An 18,549-nucleotide genomic window follows, 5' to 3' on the forward strand; every position below is an offset into this window, starting at 1 on the left:
CTGATCAACGTTTCACACCCGGCCGGCCGCGGAGCGGGCGAGGCCGAACCGCAGCGCGTACGGGTTGAGCCCACGCGGGAGCGGCCGGGCGGCGTCGAACGACTCCGGCGGCAGCAGCACCGCGTGATGGTCCTCCAGCAGGGTCGCGAGCACCGTGGAGGCCACGAACAGCACCAGCTCCTGGCCCGGGCAGGCCGCGTGGCCACCGCTGAAGGGGGTCAGCATCCAGTCGTCGCGGGCGCTGCCGTCGAGCCACTGCTGCACGTCCAGCCGGTCGGCGTCCTCGCGGCGACGGTCGTCGCGGTGCAGGAACCAGGTCGGTACCAGCAGCGACGTCCCGGCCGGCAGCTTGCCGCCCGGCCAGGTGGTGTCCGCGGTGGACTCCCGGATCAGCAGGGGAGTGGTCGGCCACAACCGGGTCGACTCCAGGACCGCGGCGCGCAGCACCGACAGCTCGCGCGGCCGGTCGGCGGGCCCCTCGGCGGCCGCCTCGGCGCGGGCCCGGCCGCGCACCTCGGGATGGGTGGCCAGCAGCGCCAGTGCCCGCAGGGTCACCGCCGCCCCGGGGTCCCAGGCGAACAGCCAGTGCCCGATCTGGTCCTCGGGGGTGGTGCCGTCGTCCGGGTCGGGCGCGGTCTGCGCGATCCGGGCCGCGAGGCTGCCCTGCTCGGCCCGCCGCAGGTGGGCCCGGACCCCGGAGGCGAAGCGCTCCCGCAGGTGCTCGCTCCGCGGCGCCAGGTGCGACCAGTTGCCGCGGCGCCGCAGCCGGGTCAGGGTGTCGGTGAGTTCGTGGTCCTCGCGGGCGCCGTTGCCGAGCACGATCCGGCGCACGATCCGCCACCAGGCGACGACGAACGCGTCCCAGTCGAAGGCCCCGCTGCGGGCGGCGTCGTCGCGCAGCAGCTCGGTCTCCTGGCGGGCGACGGCGTTGATGTGGTCGGCCTGGGCGTGCAGCGGCGACCCGGTGTCGAGGACGGCCTCGGTGAACCGGCGGCGTTCGGCGCGGGCGGCGCCGTGGGAGACGAGCACACCGTGCGGCTGGAAGTGGCCCAGCGCGCCCCGTTTCTCCCAGGACGCCGGGGTGAACGGCTCCGGGCCGTCCTCGAGCACCCGGCGGACCCCGTCGGCACCGAGCACCAGCGCGCTGGGCCTGCCGGGTATCGGGACCTGCACCGGGCCGTCGCCGTAGCGGTCCCGCAACGTCTGCAGCAGCCGCACCGACCGGTCGTCGGTCCCGAGCCGGCCCGCGGCCGCGACGATCCTGGGCCGGCGCGCGATCACGCCCTGCGCGACGATCGGGCCGAGCGCGGTGCCCAGCAGGCGGGCCGTGTCGGCGCGGGACAGGACCGGCAGGGCCGTGCCGGTCGCGGTACCGGATGGGCCGGTCGTGGTCGAGGTCTCGGTCCGGTTCTGCGTCGGGGCGGGCATGTTCTGGGGCTACCCGCTCCCCGCGTGCTGAATCCGGGGTCAGCGCTCCCGGTCCTCGGCACGGTCGTCAGCACGCTCCTCGGCACGGTCCTCGGCACGGCCCCGGGCACGGGCCTCGGCGCCGGTCTCCCCGGCGTAGCCCTCGTCTCGGCCGGCGACCCGGCCGACGTACCCGCCGGTGGCACCGGTGCCGGTCGTGGACGGTGCGTCCCCGGCCTCGGAGGCGGTGCCGCCGGTGTCGCGGGCGTTGGCGAGGTTCGGATCGGGCTCGACGTCCTCGGCCGGGCCGCGGCCGCGGAGCCGGTCGATGATCCGGGTCAGGAACGACGGAGTGCTCATGCCCGACCGGCTACCCGCCCGTCCGGGTGCGCACACCCTCCGGCCCGCCGCCGTTCAGCCGGCCGTCGCCGCGGCCCGCGCCGGGGCGGCCCCGGTGTCCGGGGTGGTCGGCCGGCACCACCGCCGAGTACAGCGCCGTCCAGCACGACGCCCCGGGCGCCCGGGATCACCCTCGGGCGCCACCGTAGGCCGCCGCGATGTCCGGCGAGTCGGGCCACCAGTGGTAGGTCGGCGACTGCGGCCACCCGTCGGGCGAGTCCTGCCACTGCTCCTGGCGGCCGTAGGGGAGCAGGTCGGCCAGCGCGAACGTGTAGGAGAGCTGTTCGGTGCCGCGGCCCTCGGTGTGCCAGGTGCGGTACACGGTGTCCCCGTCGCGCAGGAACACGTTCACCGCGAACCCGCCGCCGGGCGGGGCGCCGACGTCGGCGCCGAACGGGCTGTTCGCGGTGGAGTACCAGGTCATCGTGTTCCCGACCCGCTCGGCGTAGGCGAGCGCCTCGTCGATCGGCCCCTGGGTGACGACCACGAACCGGGCGTCGAGGTTCGCGAGGAACTCCAGCCGGGTGAACTGGGAGGTGAAGCCGGTGCAGCCGCCGCACTGCCACTGCGCGCCCGGGTGCCACATGTGGTGGTAGACGATCAGCTGGGACCGGCCGTCGAAGACGTCGGCGAGCCGGACCGGGCCGTCCGCGCCGTCCAGTACGTAGTCGGGCATCTGCACCATCGGCAACCGGCGGCGCTGGGCGGCGATCGCGTCGAGCTCGCGGGTCGCGGCCTTCTCCCGTACCCGGAGCGCGGCGAGCTCGTGTTGCCAGGTCTCGGCGTCGACGACGGGCGGCAGGGTGTTCGTGGTCATGTCGGATCCCCTCGGCCGTGGACTGTTCACCGGGTTGACCGGAACCGGGCGGCGGACTCATCGGTCGTCGCCGCGACCGCAGGACGACCACCCCGGCGACCACCGCGACCACGACGAGTGCCGGCACCCCGAGCGCGAGCGCGACGCCGTCCCGGGTGGCCTTCCCGACCTGGTGCCCGACCGTGACGAGGGTGCTCGCCCAGGTCGTCGCCGACACCGACTGGACGATCGTGAACGCGACCGGCGGGGTCGCCCCGGCCCAGCCCGTGGTCCGGGGCACGACGATCCGGCCGTAGGACAGCCACTGGCCGGCGGCGACCGCGACCAGCGGCCTGCGGCGCAGCGCCGCGGCCGCCCGTTCCCAGATCCCGAACGGCAGCCGCGCGGTCCCGGCGAACGGCGCCGGACGGTCCGCGCGGCGCCTGCCGAGCCGGTACCCGAGCTGCCCGCCCAGCACGGCACCGGTCGCGGCGGCCGCGCAGACCAGCGGCAGCCGCAGCCCCAGCGGGGGGACGAGCGCGCCCGCCCCGAGTGCCAGGGCCGTCCCGGGGATCAGCACCCCGGCGAGCAGCCCGGCCTCGGCGGTGACGGCGGTGGCCAGGACCAGCAGCAGCAGCGGACCGGGCAGCGCGTCCAGCAGGGTCGTCACGGTCATGATCCGATCCTCGGCGCCGGTCCGGGCCGGCGGGAGGAGGCTGCGACCACCCCCGGGGTGGAGTTTCCTCCACCCCGCCGGGGGCGGTTCTGCGCCACTATGGACGGGTGCTGCGGAGGATCGGGACCGGGCTGGCCGGGATCGGCAGGCTGGTCCTGACCGCGGTCGCGGCGTCGGTGCTGCTGTTGCTGCTCCTGATCGGTGTGTTGCTGCTGCCGGTGCTGGGTGCGGGTGTCCCGGTGCTGCTGGAGACGCACGCGCTGGTGCGCAGGCTGGCCGGGACCGAACGCCGGTGGGCGGGCCGCGTGCTGGGGTCGCGGATCGACGAGCCGCCGGACGCCGATCCGGCGGTCGACGAGCCGTTGCTGCGCCACCGGTTTCTGCGGATGCTGCGCAGCCACACGTTCAGCAAGCACAGCGCGAGCATCTTCGACAAGCTCGGCCTGGCACCCGGTGAGGACGACAACCGGCGGGTCCTCGCCGTCCTGGCCTACCTGGAACACCGCGGCTGACCGGGTCTCCGTCGTTTCGTCGTGCGCGAAGCTGCCCTCGGCAGAACCGTGCCCGCCGGGCGGTCGGGCCCGGCACGGTGGGCCCATGACCGACACCCCACTGTTCGACGAACGGGCCCGCCGTGACCTGTTCGACCAGCGCGTCCTGGTCCTGGACGGCCCGCTGGACGACGACAACGGCACCCTGCTGACCACTCAGCTGATCACTCTCGCCGCCGCCGGGCCGGACTCCGATGTGGCGCTCTGGATCCACTCGCCGGGCGGTTCGGTCCCGGCGATGCTGGCACTGCGCGACATCATCCGGCTGGTGCCGTGCGACGTGTCGACGCTCGTCCTGGGGATCGCCTACAGCGCCGGGCAGTTCCTGCTGTCCTCGGGCACCCCCGGCAAGCGCCGCGCGCTGCCGCACTCGCGGGTGCTGATGCACCAGGGCTCGGCCGGGATCGGCGGCACCGCGGTCGACATCGAGCTGCAGGCGGACGACCTGCGGCACACCCGGGACACCGTGCTCGGCCTGATCGCGCAGGACACCGGCCAACCGGTCGAGCGGATCTTCACCGACTCGTTGCACGACCGCTGGTACTCCGCGACCGAGGCACTCGAGTACGGCTTCGTCGACGCGATCGTGTCCCGGTTCGACGACATCGCGCCGCGCCGCGTCGCGCTCCCCGCCGGATTCGGGAGCGCACGATGAGCAGCTACACCATCCCGAACGTGATCACCAGGGACCCGCGCGGTGAGCGGATCATGGACGTCTACTCGCACCTGCTCACCGAACGCATCGTCTACCTCGGCACCGCCGTCGACTCCGGTGTCGCGAACGCGCTGATCGCGCAGCTCCTGCACCTGGAGGCCGACAGCCCGGAGCAGGACATCCAGCTCTACGTCAACTGCGACAGCGGTGACCCGAGCGCGATGCTCGCGATCTACGACACCATGCGGCACATCCGCCCGGCCGTCGCGACCACCTGCGTCGGGCAGGCCGTCGCGGTCGGTGCGGTGCTGCTCGCCGCGGGGGCGGAGGGCAAGCGCGCCGCGCTGCCGCACGCGCGGGTGATCCTGCACCAGCCCGCCGCGCAGGGGCGCGGGACGATCCCGGACCTGATCCTGCAGGCCGACGAGCTGGTGCGGATCCGGGCCGACATCGAGTCGATCCTGTCCCGGCACACCGGGCGCAGCGTCGAGACGCTGCGGGCCGACACCGACCACGACCGGATCTTCACCGCGGCCGCGGCGCGGGACTACGGCCTGCTCGACATGGTCCTGGAGGAGCGATGAGCCCGGTGCTACGCCGCCAGCGCGTATCCGGCCCGGCAGGTCGGCCCGCGCAGCGTCGCGGCGACGGCGCGGGTCAGCTCGGCCAGGGTCACCTCCAGTGCCCCGGCGACCGCGGCGATCATCTCGCTGGAGGGCTCCTTGCGCCCGCGCTCGATCTCGGAGAGGTACTGGGGTGAGATCCCGGCCCGCCGCGCGGTCTCCTCCAGCGTGTCGCCGCGCCGATGGCGGGCGGCCCGGAGCTGGTGGCCGAGCAGGTGCCGCCACAGCGGTTCGGGGGTCATCGTCGGAGCGTAGGCCGGGCGCCCGCTGCGGACACCACCGTTTCGCCCGGAGCGGACGGGTGGTCACGGCCGCGGCGCGCGCCGTCACCGGTCGACCTCCCGACCTCCCGGCGAGTCCGGTGCAGGCCCGTGCACGATCCGGTCCAGCGCCTGCACCACGACCGCGGCGGACACACAGACCAGGATCACCACCGCCATCGACGGCACGCCCCCCAGGTCGGGGACGATCCCGACCAACGGTGCGCTCAGCGACGCCAGACCGAACTGGGCGACGCCGAGGACGGCGGCCGCACGCCCGGCCGCGGCCCGGTCGACCGACATGCCGACGGCGACCGCGTTGGGTTGTACGAAGCCGTTCGCACCGAGCATGAGCACCAGGCTGAGGACGACGATCGGCAGCGGTGCCGTCACGGTGATCGCGACCGCGAAGGCCGCCGAGCACAGCAGCAGCCCCGGCACCGAGTAGGCCAGGATGCGGCGGGCCGCGACCCGGTTCAGCAGGGCCCGGTTCGCGGCGTTCGCGGCGACCAGGGCGAGCGCGTCGAGCGCGAACACCAGGCCGTAGAACCCCGGTCCCGTACCCCGGTCCACCTGCAGGTAGAACGACAGACCGGCGAGATGGGCGATCATCCCGGCGGTGCACAGGCTCAGCACGAGCGCCGGGACCACGAGTTCGCGCCTGCGCAGCAGCGTCAGCAGGCCCGGCCCCTGCTCGGGTGTCGCCGTCGCAGCGGGCCGATCGAGCGGCGGCCGGGTCTCCGGCAGCGTCCGCGCGGCCGCGAAGGCGACGACCCCCAGTGCGACCGTCACCCCGAAGACCCAGCGCCACCCGAGTCCGGCCTCGAGGATGCCCGCGCCGGCGAGCGGCCCGATCACCGGAGCGACGGCGGTCGCTCCGGTGAGCACCGAGTAGAACCGGGCCAGCTCGCGTCCCGAGTGCAGGTCCCGTCCGATCGCCCTGGCGATCGAGATGCCGGTCGCCGCCGTGATCCCCTGCAGCAACCGGGCCACCAGCAGCGACTCGATCGACCAGGCCAGCGCACAGAACACCGACGCGACCACGTAGCCGGCGAGCCCGATCAGCAGCGGTCCTCGCCTGCCGTACCGGTCGCTCGTCGGCCCCACCAGTACCTGCCCGACCGCGAGGCCGAACAGCGTGGCGGTGAGTGAGGCCTGCACCATCCCGGGTGAGGTGGCCAGGTCCTGCTCGATCCACGGGAAGGCCGGGGTGTAGGCGTCCATCGCGAACGGGCCGATCCAGCTGACCAGCGCCAGGATCGGGAGCAGCCGGCGCCCGCCGGACGGCGGCGCCTCCGCGGCGGAGGGCGCCGCCATCAGAAGTCGAGCAGGTTCTCACGCAGTGTCGCGTGTGGATACCCGTCCCGGATGAGTCCGCGACGGCGCAGGGCGGTGCACAACCCGTCGGAGATCTCCGCGATCGAGCGCCGGTTCGGCTGGGGATAGAGCAGGAACCCGTCACCGCCGACCTCCTCCATGATCTCGCCCATCCGTGCCGCGACGGTGTCCGGCGACCCGGACAGGCCGAGCGTTCCGCCGAAGTGCGTGCCCTCGACGACCGCCTGACGCAGGGTCTTACCGCGGTTGTTCTCGACGAAGGCCGCCATCGAGCTCTGTTCTCCGTTGCCGACGACCTCGGGCACCGGCCCGTCGAGATCGAAGGTCGAGAAGTCGACGCGGCCGCCGCTCACGTACGACATCGACCAGAGCCGGGTCCGGATCTGGTCCGGGTCCTCCGCGCGCAGGCGGTTCACCCGGTTGCGCTCCGCCGCGTCGGCGTCGGTCGCACCGACCGTCGGGGTGACCAGGTAGAGGATCTTGACGTCGTCGGGTTCGCGGCCGTGTGCGACCGCCCGCTCCCGGATGTCGTCCCGGAACGCCTTCATCGACTCGACGCTGCTGGCGTGGGCGAGAAGGGTGTCGGCGTACTTCGCCGCGAGATCGCGGCCCGGGATCGAGTTGCCGGCCTGGGCGACGACCGGGCGACGCTGTGGTCCGGGGATGGTGTTGAGCGGGCCGCGGGTGCGGAACCATTTCCCGGTGAAGTCGACGGGGTGGACCTTGGTGTGGTCGGCGTAGGTGCCCGACTCCTCGTCGAGCACCACGGCGCCGGGTTCCCAGGACTCCCACAGCTGCCCGCACGCGTCGAGCCACTCGTCCGCCATCTCGTAGCGGAGGTCGTGGTCGAAGTGCTGGTCGTGGCCGAAGTTCTGGGCGACCCGGTCGGTCACCGAGGTGACGACGTTGAGCCCGACCCGCCCCTCGCTCAGGTGGTCGAGGGTGGTCATCAGGCGAGCGGCGAGGTACGGGTGGTAGGCGATCGTGGAGATGGTCGGGATGACTCCGAGGTGCTTCGTCGCGGCGGTGAGCAGCGGTACCAGCGGCACCGGGTCGTTCTTGGGTGCCATCAGGCCGTACTTCAGGGTCAGTTCCATGGAGCCGCCGTAGCTGTCCTCGACCATCGAGGAGTCCTCCATGAACAGGAAGTCGAACCCGCCCCGCTCGAGCGAACGAACGAGATCGACGTAGAGATCAGGCTTCATCCACTCGTGGTGCGCGCGGCCGTCGAAGACGGTTCGGCGCGGCCCCCACGGGACGTTGCCCAACCCCATGAACGGTGGGACGCCGAAGCCCTTGCCGAGGAACCAGCCGAGATGGAACACGTCATGCACCTCCGGGAGGAGTGCCCGGTTGCGTGACGGGATCGTCCGGGGAATGGACGCTCTCGCGCAGCGGGCGGTCGATGATGGAGAGGCTGATCAGCAGGCCGACGGCGGCGACGGCCGCGGCGATCAGCACGATGTGCCCGATCTCCGTGATGATGGTCTCGGAGATGCGGGCCTGGAGTTCGGCGGGCAGGCTCGCGAGTTGTGCCGGCGATCCGAGGACCCGGTCGGGGGTCCAGCCGACGGCGGCGAGGGGGGCGACCAGCACGGTGTGCAGGCCCGCCGCGAGCACCGTGCCCAGCACGGCGACACCCAGGGTGCCGCCGACCGACCGGAAGAAGATCACGCTCGCGGTGACCACCCCCATCTCGGACGCGACGGCCGCGTTCTGCGCGACGACGATCTGGAGCGGTGACACGGTCCCGATCCCGAGGCCGAGCACGGTCTGCGCCGCGACGAAGAGCCAGATCGGGGCGCCGGGTGGCAGCAGCCCGATGACGACCAGCGCGGCCGTCACCATCGCCGATCCGGTGACGCAGATCGTGCGGTACCGCCCGGTGCGGGTCACCAGCCGGCCACCCATGATGTTGCCCGCCACCACGGCGACGGCCTGCGGGACGAGGAGCAGCCCGGCCACCGTGGCCGAGAAGCCGTGACCGACCTGCAGGTAGATCGGCAGGAACGTGAGGCTCCCGAGCATCGCGAAGATGGTCGCGAAGCTCAGTACGGCACTGGTGACGATGGTCCGGTCGGCGAGCGAACGCAGCGGCAGCAACGGGTGCGGGGTCCGCAGCTCGTGCACCGCGAACAGGGTGAGCAGCACCAGCCCGCCCACCAGCGTCCCGGCCGTCGGCGCCCCGAACCCGGACCGCAGCGACGACAGACCCAGCAGCACGCTGCCGGCACCGATCACGAACAGGCCCGTCCCGAGATAGTCGATCGGCACCCGTCTGCGTATCCCGATCGGCCCGCGGAGCGCCCGCACGATCACGAGTGCCGCCACCAGGGCGACCGGAATGTTCACCAGGAACATCGCCCGCCAGATGCCGGCGTCGACGAACACCCCGCCGAGGAGCGGGCCACCGAGACTGGCGACCGCGAACACACCGCCGAGCCAGCCGGAGTACCGGCCCCGCTCCCGCGGCGGGATGAGGTCACCGAGGACCACCTGGGCGAGTGAGATCAACCCACCGGCACCGGCCCCCTGCACGGCCCTCGCCGCGATGAGCTGTGGCAGGTCGACGGCCAGTGCGGCCCCGGCCGAGCCGAACACGAAGATCGTGATGGCGAACAGGTAGAGCCGCCTCCTGCCGTACATGTCCGAGAGCCGCCCGTAGAGCGGGGTGGACACGGTCTGGGTCAGCAGGTAGGTGGCGACGACCCAGGCCACCTGGTCCAGCCCGCCGAGCTCACCGGCGATGGTGGGCAGGGCGGAGGCGACCGCCGTCTGGTCGACCGCGGCGAGGAACACCCCGACGAGCAGGGCGGCGAGGACCATCCGGATACGCGCCGGGGACAGCGTCGGATGCGGGGCCGGATGCGGGGTCGGATGCGGGGCCGGACGTGGGGTCGGGTGTGAGGGTGGAGCGCCCCCGGCGACGGCCTCGTCGCGCGTCACCGGGGGCACGGGTGTGGGTGGTTCAGAAGGCATGGAGGTTCGCGCGGAACGTCGCGTGCTCATAACCGTCGCGGATCAACCCCCGGCGCCGCAGTGCGGGGGCCAGACCGTCGGTGATCTCGGCGATGGAGCGCCTGGTCATCGCCGGGTAGAGCAGGAATCCGTCCCCACCGACCTCGGCCATGATCTCGCCCATCTTAGCCGCGACGGTGTCCGGTGATCCGGACAGCCCCAGCCGGTGCCCCTGTGGCTGCGGTGTGGACACCGCCTCGCGCAGGGTCCGGCCCACGTTGCGTGCGGCGAACGCGGCGAGCGAGCTCTGCTCGCCGTTGCCGACGACCTCCGGGATCGGGGCGTCGAGATCGAGCGAACCGAAGTCGACCCGTCCACCGCTGACGTAGGTCAGGCCCCAGAGCCTGCCCTCGATCGCGTCGGGATCACTCGCGTGCAGGTCCGCCATCCGGTCCCGTTCGGCGGCCTGCTCGTCGGTCTCGGCGACGGTCGGGGTGACCAGGAAGACCATCTTGCAGTCCTCGGGCGCCCGGCCGTGCTGCCGCAACCGCTCGTGCATGTCCTCGCGGAACTCCTTCATCGCCTCGATGCTCGTCGCGTGCGCGAGCATGGTGTCGGCGTGCCGGGCGGCGAGATCACGGCCGGGACCCGAGTTCCCGGCCTGGGCGACCACGGGTCGTCGTTGCGGTCCGGGGATGGTGTTGAGCGGGCCGCGGGTCCGGTACCACTTCCCGGCGAAGTCGACGGGGTGGACCTTGGTGTGGTCGGCGTAGGTGCCCGACTGCTCGTCGAGCACCACCGCGTCGGGTTCCCACGAGTTCCACAGGGCGGTGACCGCGTCCATCCACTCGCCGGCCATCTCGTAGCGGAGGTCGTGGTCGAAGTGCTGGTCGTGGCCGAAGTTCTGGGCGACCCGGTCGGTCACCGAGGTCACCACGTTGATCCCCACCCGCCCGTCGGTGAGGTGGTCCAGCGTGGTCATCAACCGGGCGGCCAGGTACGGGTGGTAACCGATCGTCGAGATCGTCGGGATGATCCCCAGGTGCCGGGTGGCCTGGGCCATGATCGGGACCAGGGGTACCGGATCGTTCTTCGGGGCCATCCGCCCGTACTTGAGAGTGGAGCGCATCGAGCCCTCGAAGGTGTCCTCCACCATGAGGGTGTCCTCGATGAACAGGAAGTCGAAGTTCGCGCGCTCGAGCGAGGTCGCGAGGTCGACGTAGAGGTCGGGTTTCATCCAGGTCCGGCCGTTGACCCCGTGGAAGGTGCCGTCCCAGGTCTGAGTGTTCCATGGCTGGATGCCGAACCCGGCACCCAGGAACCAACCGAGGTGGAACATCGATTCGTGTCACCAATCAGTCAGAAGGCGAGCAGGTTCGCCCTGAACGTGTCGTGGTCGTAGCCGTCGCGGATCAGACCGCGCCTGCGCAGCGCGGGTGCCAACCCGTCCGCCACGGCGGAGATCGAACGCCGGGTCATGTCGCCGTAGATCAGGAAGCCGTCGCCACCCACCTCGGACATGACCTCACCCATCCTGGCCGCCACCGTGTCCGGGGAGCCCACCAGACCGAGATGGCCGCCGAACGGGACGAAGTCGACCAGCAGCTCGCGCAGCGTCCGGCCGGCCCCGCGGTCGGTGAACGTCGCCATCGAGCTGCGCTCACCGTTGCCCACGACGTCCGGCACCGGCCCGTCGAGGTCGAACTTCGAGAAGTCGACCCGGCCACCGCTCACGTACGACATCCCCCACAACCGGGACTGGATCCGTTCCTCCGAGCCGGCTGCCGCTCGCCACTGCTCCCACTGGGCCGCGGCCTGCGCGTCGGTCTCGGCGATGAGCGGGGTGACCAGCCAGAGGATCTTGCAGGAGTCCGGGTCCCGGCCCTGTTCGGACAGCCGCCTGCGCATGTCCGCGCGGAAGGTCTTCATGTCCTCCACGCTCGTCGCGTGGGCGAGCATCGTGTCGGCGATCCCGCTCGCGAGATGCCTGCCGGGCGGGGAGTTGCCGGCCTGGGCGACGACCGGGTGGCGTTGCGGTCCGGGGATGGTGTTGAGCGGGCCGCGGGTCCGGAACCACTTCCCGGCGAAGTCGACGGGGTGGACCTTGGTGTGGTCGGCGTAGGTGCCCGACTGCTCGTCGAGCACCACGGCACCGGGTTCCCACGAGTTCCACAGGGCGGTGACCGCGTCCATCCACTCGCCGGCCATCTCGTAGCGGAGGTCGTGGTCGAAGTGCTGGTCGTGGCCGAAGTTCTGGGCGACCCGGTCGGTCACCGAGGTCACCACGTTGACGCCGACCCGTCCCTCGGTGAGGTGGTCCAGGGTCGTGATCAGCCGGGCGGCCAGGTACGGGTGGTAGGCGATCGTCGAGACGGTCGGGATGATCCCGATGTGTCGGGTGGCCCTCGCCATCAACGGGACGAGCGGGAGCGGGTCGTTCTTCGGGGCCATCCGCCCGTGCTTGAGGGTGTAGCGCATGCTGCCCTCGTAGGTGTCCTCGATCATCATGCTGTCCTCGATGAGGATGAAGTCGAAGCAGGCACGTTCGAGCGAGGTCGTCAGGTCCACGTAGAGGTCCGGCCGCATCCAGTCGGTGCCGTCGCGCCCGTTGAACTCGCCACCCGGGGCGACGGTGTTCCACTGGTGGATCCCGAAACCGTCGCCGAGGAACCAGCCGAAGTGCATGGGGCCGCGCGCAGAGCTCATGAGGACCTCCGGGGGTTGAGCGAGACGAGGGTGACCCGGTCACCGCGGTACTGGGTGAAGTTGAGAATCAGCGGACGCCCGGACGCTCCGCGGATGAGCGTCTCGCGGAGCAGCAGCGGCGACCCCGGTGCGACGCCCAGCGACGCCGCCGTCTGCTCGCTGCAGGAGATCGACTCGATCGCGCTCTCGATCTCCCCGACGGCCTCGCCGAAGATGCGTTCGACGACCGGTTCGAGCTCCTCGATGTCGTCGGTGATCGCCTCGCGGTCGACCGACTCGGACAGGTAGGCCTCCCGGACGCTGACCGGGCTGCCGTCGAGCTCCACCAGCGTCTCGATGAGCTGTATCCGGGGGGCCCGGCTCTCCAGCCTGTCCTGGACGTACGGGGCCGCCGGGATGATCTTGTGTGTCAGCCGGGAACAGTGCAGCCGGGGCCGGCCCCGCTCGTCGGTGAGCGAGACCGCGGTCAGCTCGTCGAGCCCGACCTTCATCGTCTGCCCGGCCAGGGTCGTGCCGACGCGTGGTGCCCGCGTCAGCACCCCCTCCTCGACGAGGGCGTGCATCGCGTACCGGACGCTGCCGCGACTGGTGTTGAACAGGGCGGCGACGTGCTCGTCGAGAATCCGCTGCCCGGGCTGCACCTCGCGCAGGTAGGAGCGCAGCATGTCGTAGGCCCGGCGTGAGGACCGCTGCCGGTCGGGCCGGCGTGGCACGTGCACCTGCCTGGGCCGGGGGACGGCGGGGCAGAAACCCGGGTCGATGGTCACGCCGGCTCCATCAGGCGGAAGGACAGGATGTTGTCGGATCGCCAGCCGTAGCCCGCGATGGACGAGCTGAACGCCTGGGAGGGCTGCAGGCCCGTGACGAAGACCCACGGCAGCTGCTCGGTGAGCACCCGCTCCGCGGCGTTCCACCGCACCCCGGCCTCGTCGCTGAGCGGATCGGCGATCTCGGTGGCGGCGTCCAGCGCGGCGTAGTAGTCCGGGTCCTCCCACTTGGCCCAGTTGATCCGCGAGTCGGGCTGGGTCCAGACCGACAGCTGGTACAGCGGGGCCATCACGACCGAGTAGTCGCGCTGCAGGAACGCCTGCATCGTGCCGTTCGCACGGGCCTCGGCGAAGGCCGGGCTCGGCAGGGTCTCGATCTCCACGGTGAAACCGGCCTCGGCCGCAGCGGTCTGGATCTGCACCGCGGTGTCCTCGATGTCGGGGATGCCGGCCGCGATGGTCAGGGTGAACGTGACACCGTCCGGGTGTCCCGCCTCGGCCAGCAGCTCCCGTGCGCGCTGCGGGTCGTGGTCGTAGGAGGACAGTCCGGATCCGTCGTAACCGGGCTGGTTCTCGGGCAGCATGCTGTGCCTGCGGGTGGCGCGTCCGCCGTAGACGTCGGAGATGATCCGGTCGTAGGGGATCGCGTGCGCCATCGCCTGCCGGACGAGGACGTTGTCGAACGGCGCCTTGTTCACCACCATCGGCATGATCGCCATCTCGTTGCTGTCGACGGTGTACAGCTTGACGTCCTCCGAGGCGGCCAGTGCCTGCTGGTCGGAAGGACGCAGCTGCTCGGCGATGTCGGCGTCACCCAGCAGCACCGAGTTCGCCCGGGTGGCGGGGTCCTGCACGATCCGGTAGACGATCCGCTGGACGGCCAGCTCGGAGAGCGTCCAGTTCGGGTTGGCGACGAGCACCGTCTCCTCGTTCGGCGTGACCGACTCGACCATGTACGGCCCGAAACCGTGCTGGGGGTTGGTGGCCGACCAGGTGACCGCGTACGGGTCCTCGGGGGTCGCGTGCTGCTTGAGCAGCGTGCTGTCGTAGATCTGGGCGGTCGAGTTCGCCAGGATCGACAGCAGGTCGAACCCGTAGCTGGCCTTGGGGATCGTGATCGTGAAGGTGCGGTCGTCCACCTTGGCGAACTGCTCGGCCGGGTCGGTCACGATGTCGGCGAGCACGCTGATCGCCGTGCTGGTGGGGGTGGCGAACTTGCGCTCGTAGGACCAGAGCACGTCGTCGGCGGTGAGCTCGTTACCGGCGTGGCTGAGGATGCCGTCGCGCAGCGTGAACGTGTAGGTCAACCCGTCGTCGGAGACCTCCCAGCTCTCCGCCAGCTGACCTTCGAACGTGAACACGTCCTGCCGGTAGGCGGTGGGATCGGACTCGAGCGGTACGTTCGCGTTCTGCAGCAGGTAGCCGTGCGTGTTGACCAGGACCTCGGCCTTGTTGATCCCCCCGTTGACGCCGGTGTCGGCGGCGAAGTCGAGGGTCTGCGACGAGGTGGTCACGACGAGCTGGTCGATCGTTCCGTCGGCCCCGGCGGCCTCACCGGGGCCCTCGGCCCCACAGGCGGCGAGCGTCAGCGCGGCCACGGCGGCGGCCAGGATGGTGCGTAACCGGCGACGCCGGGGCGGTCGATCGGCGGACATGACAGGTCCTCCTGTGGGAGCGGGATGAGGGTTCGGGCTCACCGGCGGGCTGCCGGGGGGCGAAGTGCGGTCAGCAGGCCGCGCCCGGCACCGGCGACGGAGGCGACGGCGGCGATCAGGGCGAGGGTCGGGAACGTGACGGCCCACCAGCGGCGCAGACCGAGATCGCTGGCTCCGTTGGAGATCATCGCGCCCCATTCCGGGGTCGGCGGGGGGAGGCCCACGCCGAGGAAGCCGAGGGCGGCGCACACGATGATGGCGACACCGAACACGAGCGAGCTGTTCTCCAGCGCCGGCAGTGCCGAGTTGGGCACGACGTGGAGCAGGGTCGTCTTGCGGTTGCTCAGCCCGGAGACGGTGGCGGCCTCGACGTAGGCCTCGTGCCGGACTCGGAGCGTCTCGGTCCGGGTGAGCCGGGCCTGGTTGGGCAGCAGGATGAACGCGAGCGCGCCGACCAGCGCCGCACCGGAGGCGCCGAACAGCGCCACCACGACCAGACCGACCACCACGGCGGGCACCGCGTCGATGAGGTCGAGCACCCGCCCACCTGCCCTGGCGAGCGCACCGATCGGTCCGGGCCGGGACTCGTGGAGTCCGATGAGGACACCGCTCGCGATGCCGACGACCGTGGCGAGGGTGGTGACCAGCAGCGCGATCGTGAGGTTGAGCCGGAACGCGGCGACGGTGCGGCTGAAGACGTCCATGCCCTGCGAGTCGGTCCCGAACCAGAACTCCGCACCGGGTGGCACGGAGGGCGGGCCGACGACCCGGGTGGGGTCGTAGGGCACCAGCAGCGGGCCGAACACGGCGAGCAGCAGGAGCACCAGCAGCGGGGTGAAGCGCCACCAGTGACCCCAGGCGCGGAACCGCACCGAGGAGCGGGGGGCGGAGATCGTCGCCATCGCTCAGGCCTCCCTGGTCGTGACGCCGGGGCGCAGGCGCGGGTCGAGCAGCATGTTGATCAGATCGACGATCAGGAACACCACCAGGGACGCAGCAGCGGTGACCAGCAGGAACCCTTGGAGGGCCGGCAGGTCGTAGGAGTTGACGGCATCCACCGCGTACTGGCCCATCCCGCCGAGGGAGAACAGCGACTCCATGATCACCGCGCCGCCGAAGAGCCCTCCGAACAGCGAGCCACCCATGATCACCGCACTGGGCAGCGCCCTGCGGTACAGGCTGAGGATCACCGCGCCCCGGGTCGCGCCGCTGGCGATCCGGAAGCGGACCTGCTGGGAGGTCGCGGCGTCCTCGAGGCCGAGCACCAGCTGCTTCATGATCAGCGGGGTGTAGGCGATGATCATCACGATCACCGGGAGCGCGAGATGGGTCGCGATCGACCAGAACTGGGTCAGGTGCCGGTCACCAACGCGTCGAACAGCGAGAAGCCGGTGACCCGTGGCGGCGGCTCGAGGCGGGTGGACAACCGGCCCAATGGCGCGGGCGCCCACCGCAGGACCACGTAGAACACCACGATGCCGATGACGGCCAGACAGAAGTCGGGCAGTGCGCCCGCGGTCCGCGCATAGACGCGTGCCGCCCTCGCGAAGCGGGTCTGCGGCCGGGTCACGACCAGGTAGCCGCCCAGGAGCGAAGCGACGACGGCGCCCGTCACGCCGAGGAGCGCGAGCTCGACCGTGGAGGGCAACCGGGTCAGCAGGTCGGACAACACATCCCTGCTCGTCACGAACGAGGCACCGAGATCACCGGTGACGAGTCCACCCAGGAAACGGCCGAGCTGGGAGAGCAGACTGCCGTCCAGTCCCAGCCGCGCCTCGATCTGCGCGTACTGCTCCGGTGTGACGTCGCTGTCGGCGACCACCAGCACCGGATCGCCGGGGACCAGACGGACCAGGAAGAACACCGAGATCGCGAAGAAGAACAGGTGCACCGGCAGGGCCAGCAGCCGGGTGATCCACCAGCGGTGCCGGCCGAACACCGCCCCGATCCGGGAGCCGGTACCGGTGAGCACCGGATCGTCGACGGCGGTGGTCACGGTGTCACGCCCGCGGTGAGTACGGCGTCGGCGTCACCGGGGCCGGTCTGGGCGGCGAGCAGACGACGGGTGTAGTCGTGCTGCGGGTGCTCGACGACCTGCTCGGTCGGTCCGTGCTCGACGAGCCTGCCGCGGTACATCACGGCGATCTCGTCGGCGATGAACGCGGTCGCGGGCAGACCGTGGGAGACGAAGACGATGGAGGTGCCGAACTCGTCGCGGATGTCGCAGAGCAGGTTGAGGATGGCGCCCTGCACCGACACGTCGAGTGCGGAGACCACCTCGTCGCAGACCAGGACGTCGGGCTGGACGACCAGTGCCCGGGCCAGCGAGAAGCGCTGCCGCTGCCCGCCGGAGACCTGACCGGGCAACCGGGAGAGCATCGCCGGGTCGAGGCCGAGACGGGCGACCGTCCGCACCGCGAGCGCGGCGGAGTCCGATCCGTTCATCCCGAGCAGCTCCCTGGCGGGTCGGGCCAACGTGTCACCGAGGGAACGGCGCGGGTCGAACGACGATGTCGTGTCCTGCGCGACGAACTGCACCCGCCGGCGGAAGGCCACCAGGCGTGAGCGGACCGACAGGATCTCGGTCAGATCCTCACCGTCGAGCTCGATGCGGCCGTCGGAGGGGGAGGTGAGGCCGAGGAACAGGCGGGCGAGCGTGCTCTTCCCCGAGCCCGACTCGCCGACGATCCCGATACTGCGGCCGGCCTCGATCGCAAGGTCCACGCCGTCCACGGCGACGTGCGAGGGACGTCGACCACCGCCGGCGAACCGTTTCGTCACCCCCGCGGCGACCAGCCGGGTGCGGTGGTGCTCAGCCATCGACGAGCTCACCGGTACCGAGGAAGGAGTCGACCGTCGGCAGGCGGCGGACGGTGAAGTTGGCCATGGTCGGCACGCAGCGCAGCAACGCGCGGGTGTAGGGGTGCACGGCGTCGTCGACGGCGTTCGCAGCGAGCTGCTCGACGACCTTTCCCCGATGCATGACGAGGATCCGGTCCGCGTACTCGCGGCACAGCCGGATGTCGTGGCTGATCATGAGCAGCGACGTCCCGGAGTCGCGGGCCAGGTCGATGAACGACGCCATCGCCGCCCGCGAGTTCTCGGCGTCCAGCGAACCGGTGGGCTCGTCGGCGACGACCAGCGCGGGGGCACTGCACAGTGCGAGCGCGATCATGACCCGCTGGCGCATACCGCCCGACAACTCGTACGGGCGCGAGGCCATGACCCGGTCGGGATCGGTCAGGCCGACCTTGAGCAGCCACTGTGCGGTCCTCGCGCGTATCTCGGCCCGATCGGTGACACCGGTACCTCGCAGCACGGCGGAGAACTGGCTGCGCACCGTCCACACGACGTCGAGCGAGCTCATCGGGTCCTGGAAAACCATCGAGACCCCGGCACGGCGATACGGCAGCAGCGTGGCCGCGGGCGGGGGGATCGACCGACCGGCGAGCCGCAACTCTCCGGTGACGGTGGCTGCGGGGTCGGAGAAGCCGCCGACCGCCATGCCGAGGGTCGTCTTGCCGGATCCGGACTCACCGACGAGCGCGACGAGTTCACCGGGGGCGATGGAGAAGGTGACGTCGTCGACGGCGGGTGCGTCCACCTGACCGGAGTAACGAACCGTGAGACCGATGACCTCGAGCTGGGCGGTGCCCGGCGTGGTCACAGGTGGGTGATCGACAAGAACCGACTGGGACACGGAACCCGTGGAAGCTGAAACCCGGGGCGTGATGTGAGGTGGGAGCGGCGTCGCTCCC

The 18,549-nt window shown here is 71.6% G+C and carries 18 protein-coding genes and 2 pseudogenes; 4 read left to right on the forward strand and 16 right to left on the reverse strand.

Annotation, left to right across the window (positions count from 1 at the left end):
* Window positions 1-12: 12 nt before the first annotated feature.
* The 3 genes from AB0J24_RS08120 to AB0J24_RS08130 all read right to left on the reverse strand — a co-directional run bounded on the left by AB0J24_RS08120 (window position 13) and on the right by AB0J24_RS08130 (window position 2,623).
* Window positions 13-1,428, reverse strand: a complete 1,416-nt coding sequence (locus AB0J24_RS08120) for a cytochrome P450 (RefSeq protein ID WP_358677268.1) — start codon at window positions 1,426-1,428, stop codon at window positions 13-15.
* A gap of 39 nt (window positions 1,429-1,467) precedes the next feature.
* Window positions 1,468-1,767, reverse strand: a complete 300-nt coding sequence (locus AB0J24_RS08125) for a hypothetical protein (protein WP_358677271.1) — start codon at window positions 1,765-1,767, stop codon at window positions 1,468-1,470.
* A gap of 166 nt (window positions 1,768-1,933) precedes the next feature.
* Window positions 1,934-2,623 carry a DUF899 family protein gene (locus tag AB0J24_RS08130; protein WP_358677273.1) on the reverse strand — a complete coding sequence of 230 codons (690 nt, stop codon included), beginning with the start codon at window positions 2,621-2,623 and terminating at the stop codon, window positions 1,934-1,936.
* 762 nt (window positions 2,624-3,385) lie between these two features.
* Between AB0J24_RS08130 and AB0J24_RS08135 the strand changes: the two are divergent.
* From AB0J24_RS08135 to AB0J24_RS08150, 4 genes and pseudogenes are all read left to right on the forward strand, one after another.
* Window positions 3,386-3,670: pseudogene (locus AB0J24_RS08135) on the forward strand (sensor domain-containing protein); the annotation flags it as partial.
* 18 nt (window positions 3,671-3,688) lie between these two features.
* Window positions 3,689-3,790, forward strand: a pseudogene (locus AB0J24_RS08140) (DNA-binding response regulator); the annotation flags it as partial.
* An 85-nt stretch (window positions 3,791-3,875) separates the two neighbouring features.
* Window positions 3,876-4,484: an ATP-dependent Clp protease proteolytic subunit gene (locus AB0J24_RS08145; RefSeq protein ID WP_358677276.1), complete on the forward strand. Its 609-nt coding sequence runs from the start codon at window positions 3,876-3,878 to the stop codon at window positions 4,482-4,484.
* Window positions 4,481-5,068 (forward strand): ATP-dependent Clp protease proteolytic subunit, encoded by a 588-nt coding sequence (locus AB0J24_RS08150; RefSeq protein WP_358677278.1) that lies wholly within the window; start codon window positions 4,481-4,483, stop codon window positions 5,066-5,068. Before AB0J24_RS08145 ends, AB0J24_RS08150 begins: the two co-directional genes overlap by 4 nt.
* Before the next feature lie 8 nt (window positions 5,069-5,076).
* On the opposite strand, the gene AB0J24_RS08155 is transcribed toward AB0J24_RS08150, so the two are convergent.
* The 13 genes from AB0J24_RS08155 to AB0J24_RS08215 all read right to left on the reverse strand — a co-directional run bounded on the left by AB0J24_RS08155 (window position 5,077) and on the right by AB0J24_RS08215 (window position 18,458).
* Entirely contained in the window at window positions 5,077-5,349 is a 273-nt protein-coding gene (locus AB0J24_RS08155) for a helix-turn-helix transcriptional regulator (protein WP_358677281.1), read from the reverse strand.
* An 84-nt stretch (window positions 5,350-5,433) separates the two neighbouring features.
* The gene (locus AB0J24_RS08160) at window positions 5,434-6,684 is read right to left on the reverse strand and encodes a Bcr/CflA family efflux MFS transporter (protein ID WP_358677284.1); all 1,251 of its coding nucleotides are present in this window, start codon (window positions 6,682-6,684) and stop codon (window positions 5,434-5,436) included.
* The gene (locus AB0J24_RS08165; RefSeq protein WP_358677287.1) at window positions 6,684-8,030 is read right to left on the reverse strand and encodes an NtaA/DmoA family FMN-dependent monooxygenase; all 1,347 of its coding nucleotides are present in this window, start codon (window positions 8,028-8,030) and stop codon (window positions 6,684-6,686) included. Before AB0J24_RS08165 ends, AB0J24_RS08160 begins: the two co-directional genes overlap by 1 nt.
* 1 nt (window position 8,031) lies before the next feature.
* On the reverse strand, window positions 8,032-9,531 hold the full coding sequence (locus AB0J24_RS08170; protein WP_358677290.1) for an MDR family MFS transporter: 1,500 nt from the start codon (window positions 9,529-9,531) through the stop codon (window positions 8,032-8,034).
* 142 nt (window positions 9,532-9,673) lie between these two features.
* On the reverse strand, window positions 9,674-11,002 hold the full coding sequence (locus AB0J24_RS08175; RefSeq protein WP_358677293.1) for an NtaA/DmoA family FMN-dependent monooxygenase: 1,329 nt from the start codon (window positions 11,000-11,002) through the stop codon (window positions 9,674-9,676).
* 20 nt (window positions 11,003-11,022) lie between these two features.
* Window positions 11,023-12,369, reverse strand: a complete 1,347-nt coding sequence (locus AB0J24_RS08180) for an NtaA/DmoA family FMN-dependent monooxygenase (protein WP_358677296.1) — start codon at window positions 12,367-12,369, stop codon at window positions 11,023-11,025.
* On the reverse strand, window positions 12,366-13,136 hold the full coding sequence (locus AB0J24_RS08185) for a GntR family transcriptional regulator (RefSeq protein WP_358677299.1): 771 nt from the start codon (window positions 13,134-13,136) through the stop codon (window positions 12,366-12,368). Before AB0J24_RS08185 ends, AB0J24_RS08180 begins: the two co-directional genes overlap by 4 nt.
* Window positions 13,133-14,791 carry an ABC transporter substrate-binding protein gene (locus AB0J24_RS08190; RefSeq protein WP_358677302.1) on the reverse strand — a complete coding sequence of 553 codons (1,659 nt, stop codon included), beginning with the start codon at window positions 14,789-14,791 and terminating at the stop codon, window positions 13,133-13,135. Before AB0J24_RS08190 ends, AB0J24_RS08185 begins: the two co-directional genes overlap by 4 nt.
* A gap of 38 nt (window positions 14,792-14,829) precedes the next feature.
* Complete coding sequence (locus AB0J24_RS08195; RefSeq protein WP_358677305.1) at window positions 14,830-15,693, reverse strand: ABC transporter permease; 864 nt, start codon at window positions 15,691-15,693, stop codon at window positions 14,830-14,832.
* 3 nt (window positions 15,694-15,696) lie between these two features.
* Window positions 15,697-16,242 carry an ABC transporter permease subunit gene (locus AB0J24_RS08200; RefSeq protein ID WP_358677307.1) on the reverse strand — a complete coding sequence of 182 codons (546 nt, stop codon included), beginning with the start codon at window positions 16,240-16,242 and terminating at the stop codon, window positions 15,697-15,699.
* Window positions 16,143-16,787, reverse strand: a complete 645-nt coding sequence (locus AB0J24_RS08205) for an ABC transporter permease (protein ID WP_358677310.1) — start codon at window positions 16,785-16,787, stop codon at window positions 16,143-16,145. The genes AB0J24_RS08200 and AB0J24_RS08205 overlap by 100 nt, the downstream gene beginning before the upstream one ends.
* On the reverse strand, window positions 16,784-17,611 hold the full coding sequence (locus AB0J24_RS08210) for an ATP-binding cassette domain-containing protein (RefSeq protein WP_358677312.1): 828 nt from the start codon (window positions 17,609-17,611) through the stop codon (window positions 16,784-16,786). Before AB0J24_RS08210 ends, AB0J24_RS08205 begins: the two co-directional genes overlap by 4 nt.
* Window positions 17,604-18,458, reverse strand: coding sequence for an ABC transporter ATP-binding protein (locus AB0J24_RS08215; RefSeq protein ID WP_358677315.1), 855 nt, complete (start codon window positions 18,456-18,458; stop codon window positions 17,604-17,606). The genes AB0J24_RS08210 and AB0J24_RS08215 overlap by 8 nt, the downstream gene beginning before the upstream one ends.
* Window positions 18,459-18,549: the final 91 nt, after the last annotated feature.

It is taken from the genome of Pseudonocardia sp. NPDC049635, from assembly GCF_040659795.1.
Taxonomy (GTDB): domain Bacteria; phylum Actinomycetota; class Actinomycetes; order Mycobacteriales; family Pseudonocardiaceae; genus Pseudonocardia.

Coding starts and splice junctions, on each gene's coding strand:
- AB0J24_RS08120 (WP_358677268.1), bottom strand. CDS start 1,428: ATGCCCGCCCCGACGCAGAACCGGACCGAGACCTCGACCACGACCGGC.
- AB0J24_RS08125 (WP_358677271.1), bottom strand. CDS start 1,767: ATGAGCACTCCGTCGTTCCTGACCCGGATCATCGACCGGCTCCGCGGC.
- AB0J24_RS08130 (WP_358677273.1), bottom strand. CDS start 2,623: ATGACCACGAACACCCTGCCGCCCGTCGTCGACGCCGAGACCTGGCAA.
- AB0J24_RS08145 (WP_358677276.1), top strand. CDS start 3,876: ATGACCGACACCCCACTGTTCGACGAACGGGCCCGCCGTGACCTGTTC.
- AB0J24_RS08150 (WP_358677278.1), top strand. CDS start 4,481: ATGAGCAGCTACACCATCCCGAACGTGATCACCAGGGACCCGCGCGGT.
- AB0J24_RS08155 (WP_358677281.1), bottom strand. CDS start 5,349: ATGACCCCCGAACCGCTGTGGCGGCACCTGCTCGGCCACCAGCTCCGG.
- AB0J24_RS08160 (WP_358677284.1), bottom strand. CDS start 6,684: ATGGCGGCGCCCTCCGCCGCGGAGGCGCCGCCGTCCGGCGGGCGCCGG.
- AB0J24_RS08170 (WP_358677290.1), bottom strand. CDS start 9,531: ATGGTCCTCGCCGCCCTGCTCGTCGGGGTGTTCCTCGCCGCGGTCGAC.
- AB0J24_RS08175 (WP_358677293.1), bottom strand. CDS start 11,002: ATGTTCCACCTCGGTTGGTTCCTGGGTGCCGGGTTCGGCATCCAGCCA.
- AB0J24_RS08180 (WP_358677296.1), bottom strand. CDS start 12,369: ATGAGCTCTGCGCGCGGCCCCATGCACTTCGGCTGGTTCCTCGGCGAC.
- AB0J24_RS08190 (WP_358677302.1), bottom strand. CDS start 14,791: ATGTCCGCCGATCGACCGCCCCGGCGTCGCCGGTTACGCACCATCCTG.
- AB0J24_RS08195 (WP_358677305.1), bottom strand. CDS start 15,693: ATGGCGACGATCTCCGCCCCCCGCTCCTCGGTGCGGTTCCGCGCCTGG.
- AB0J24_RS08210 (WP_358677312.1), bottom strand. CDS start 17,611: ATGGCTGAGCACCACCGCACCCGGCTGGTCGCCGCGGGGGTGACGAAA.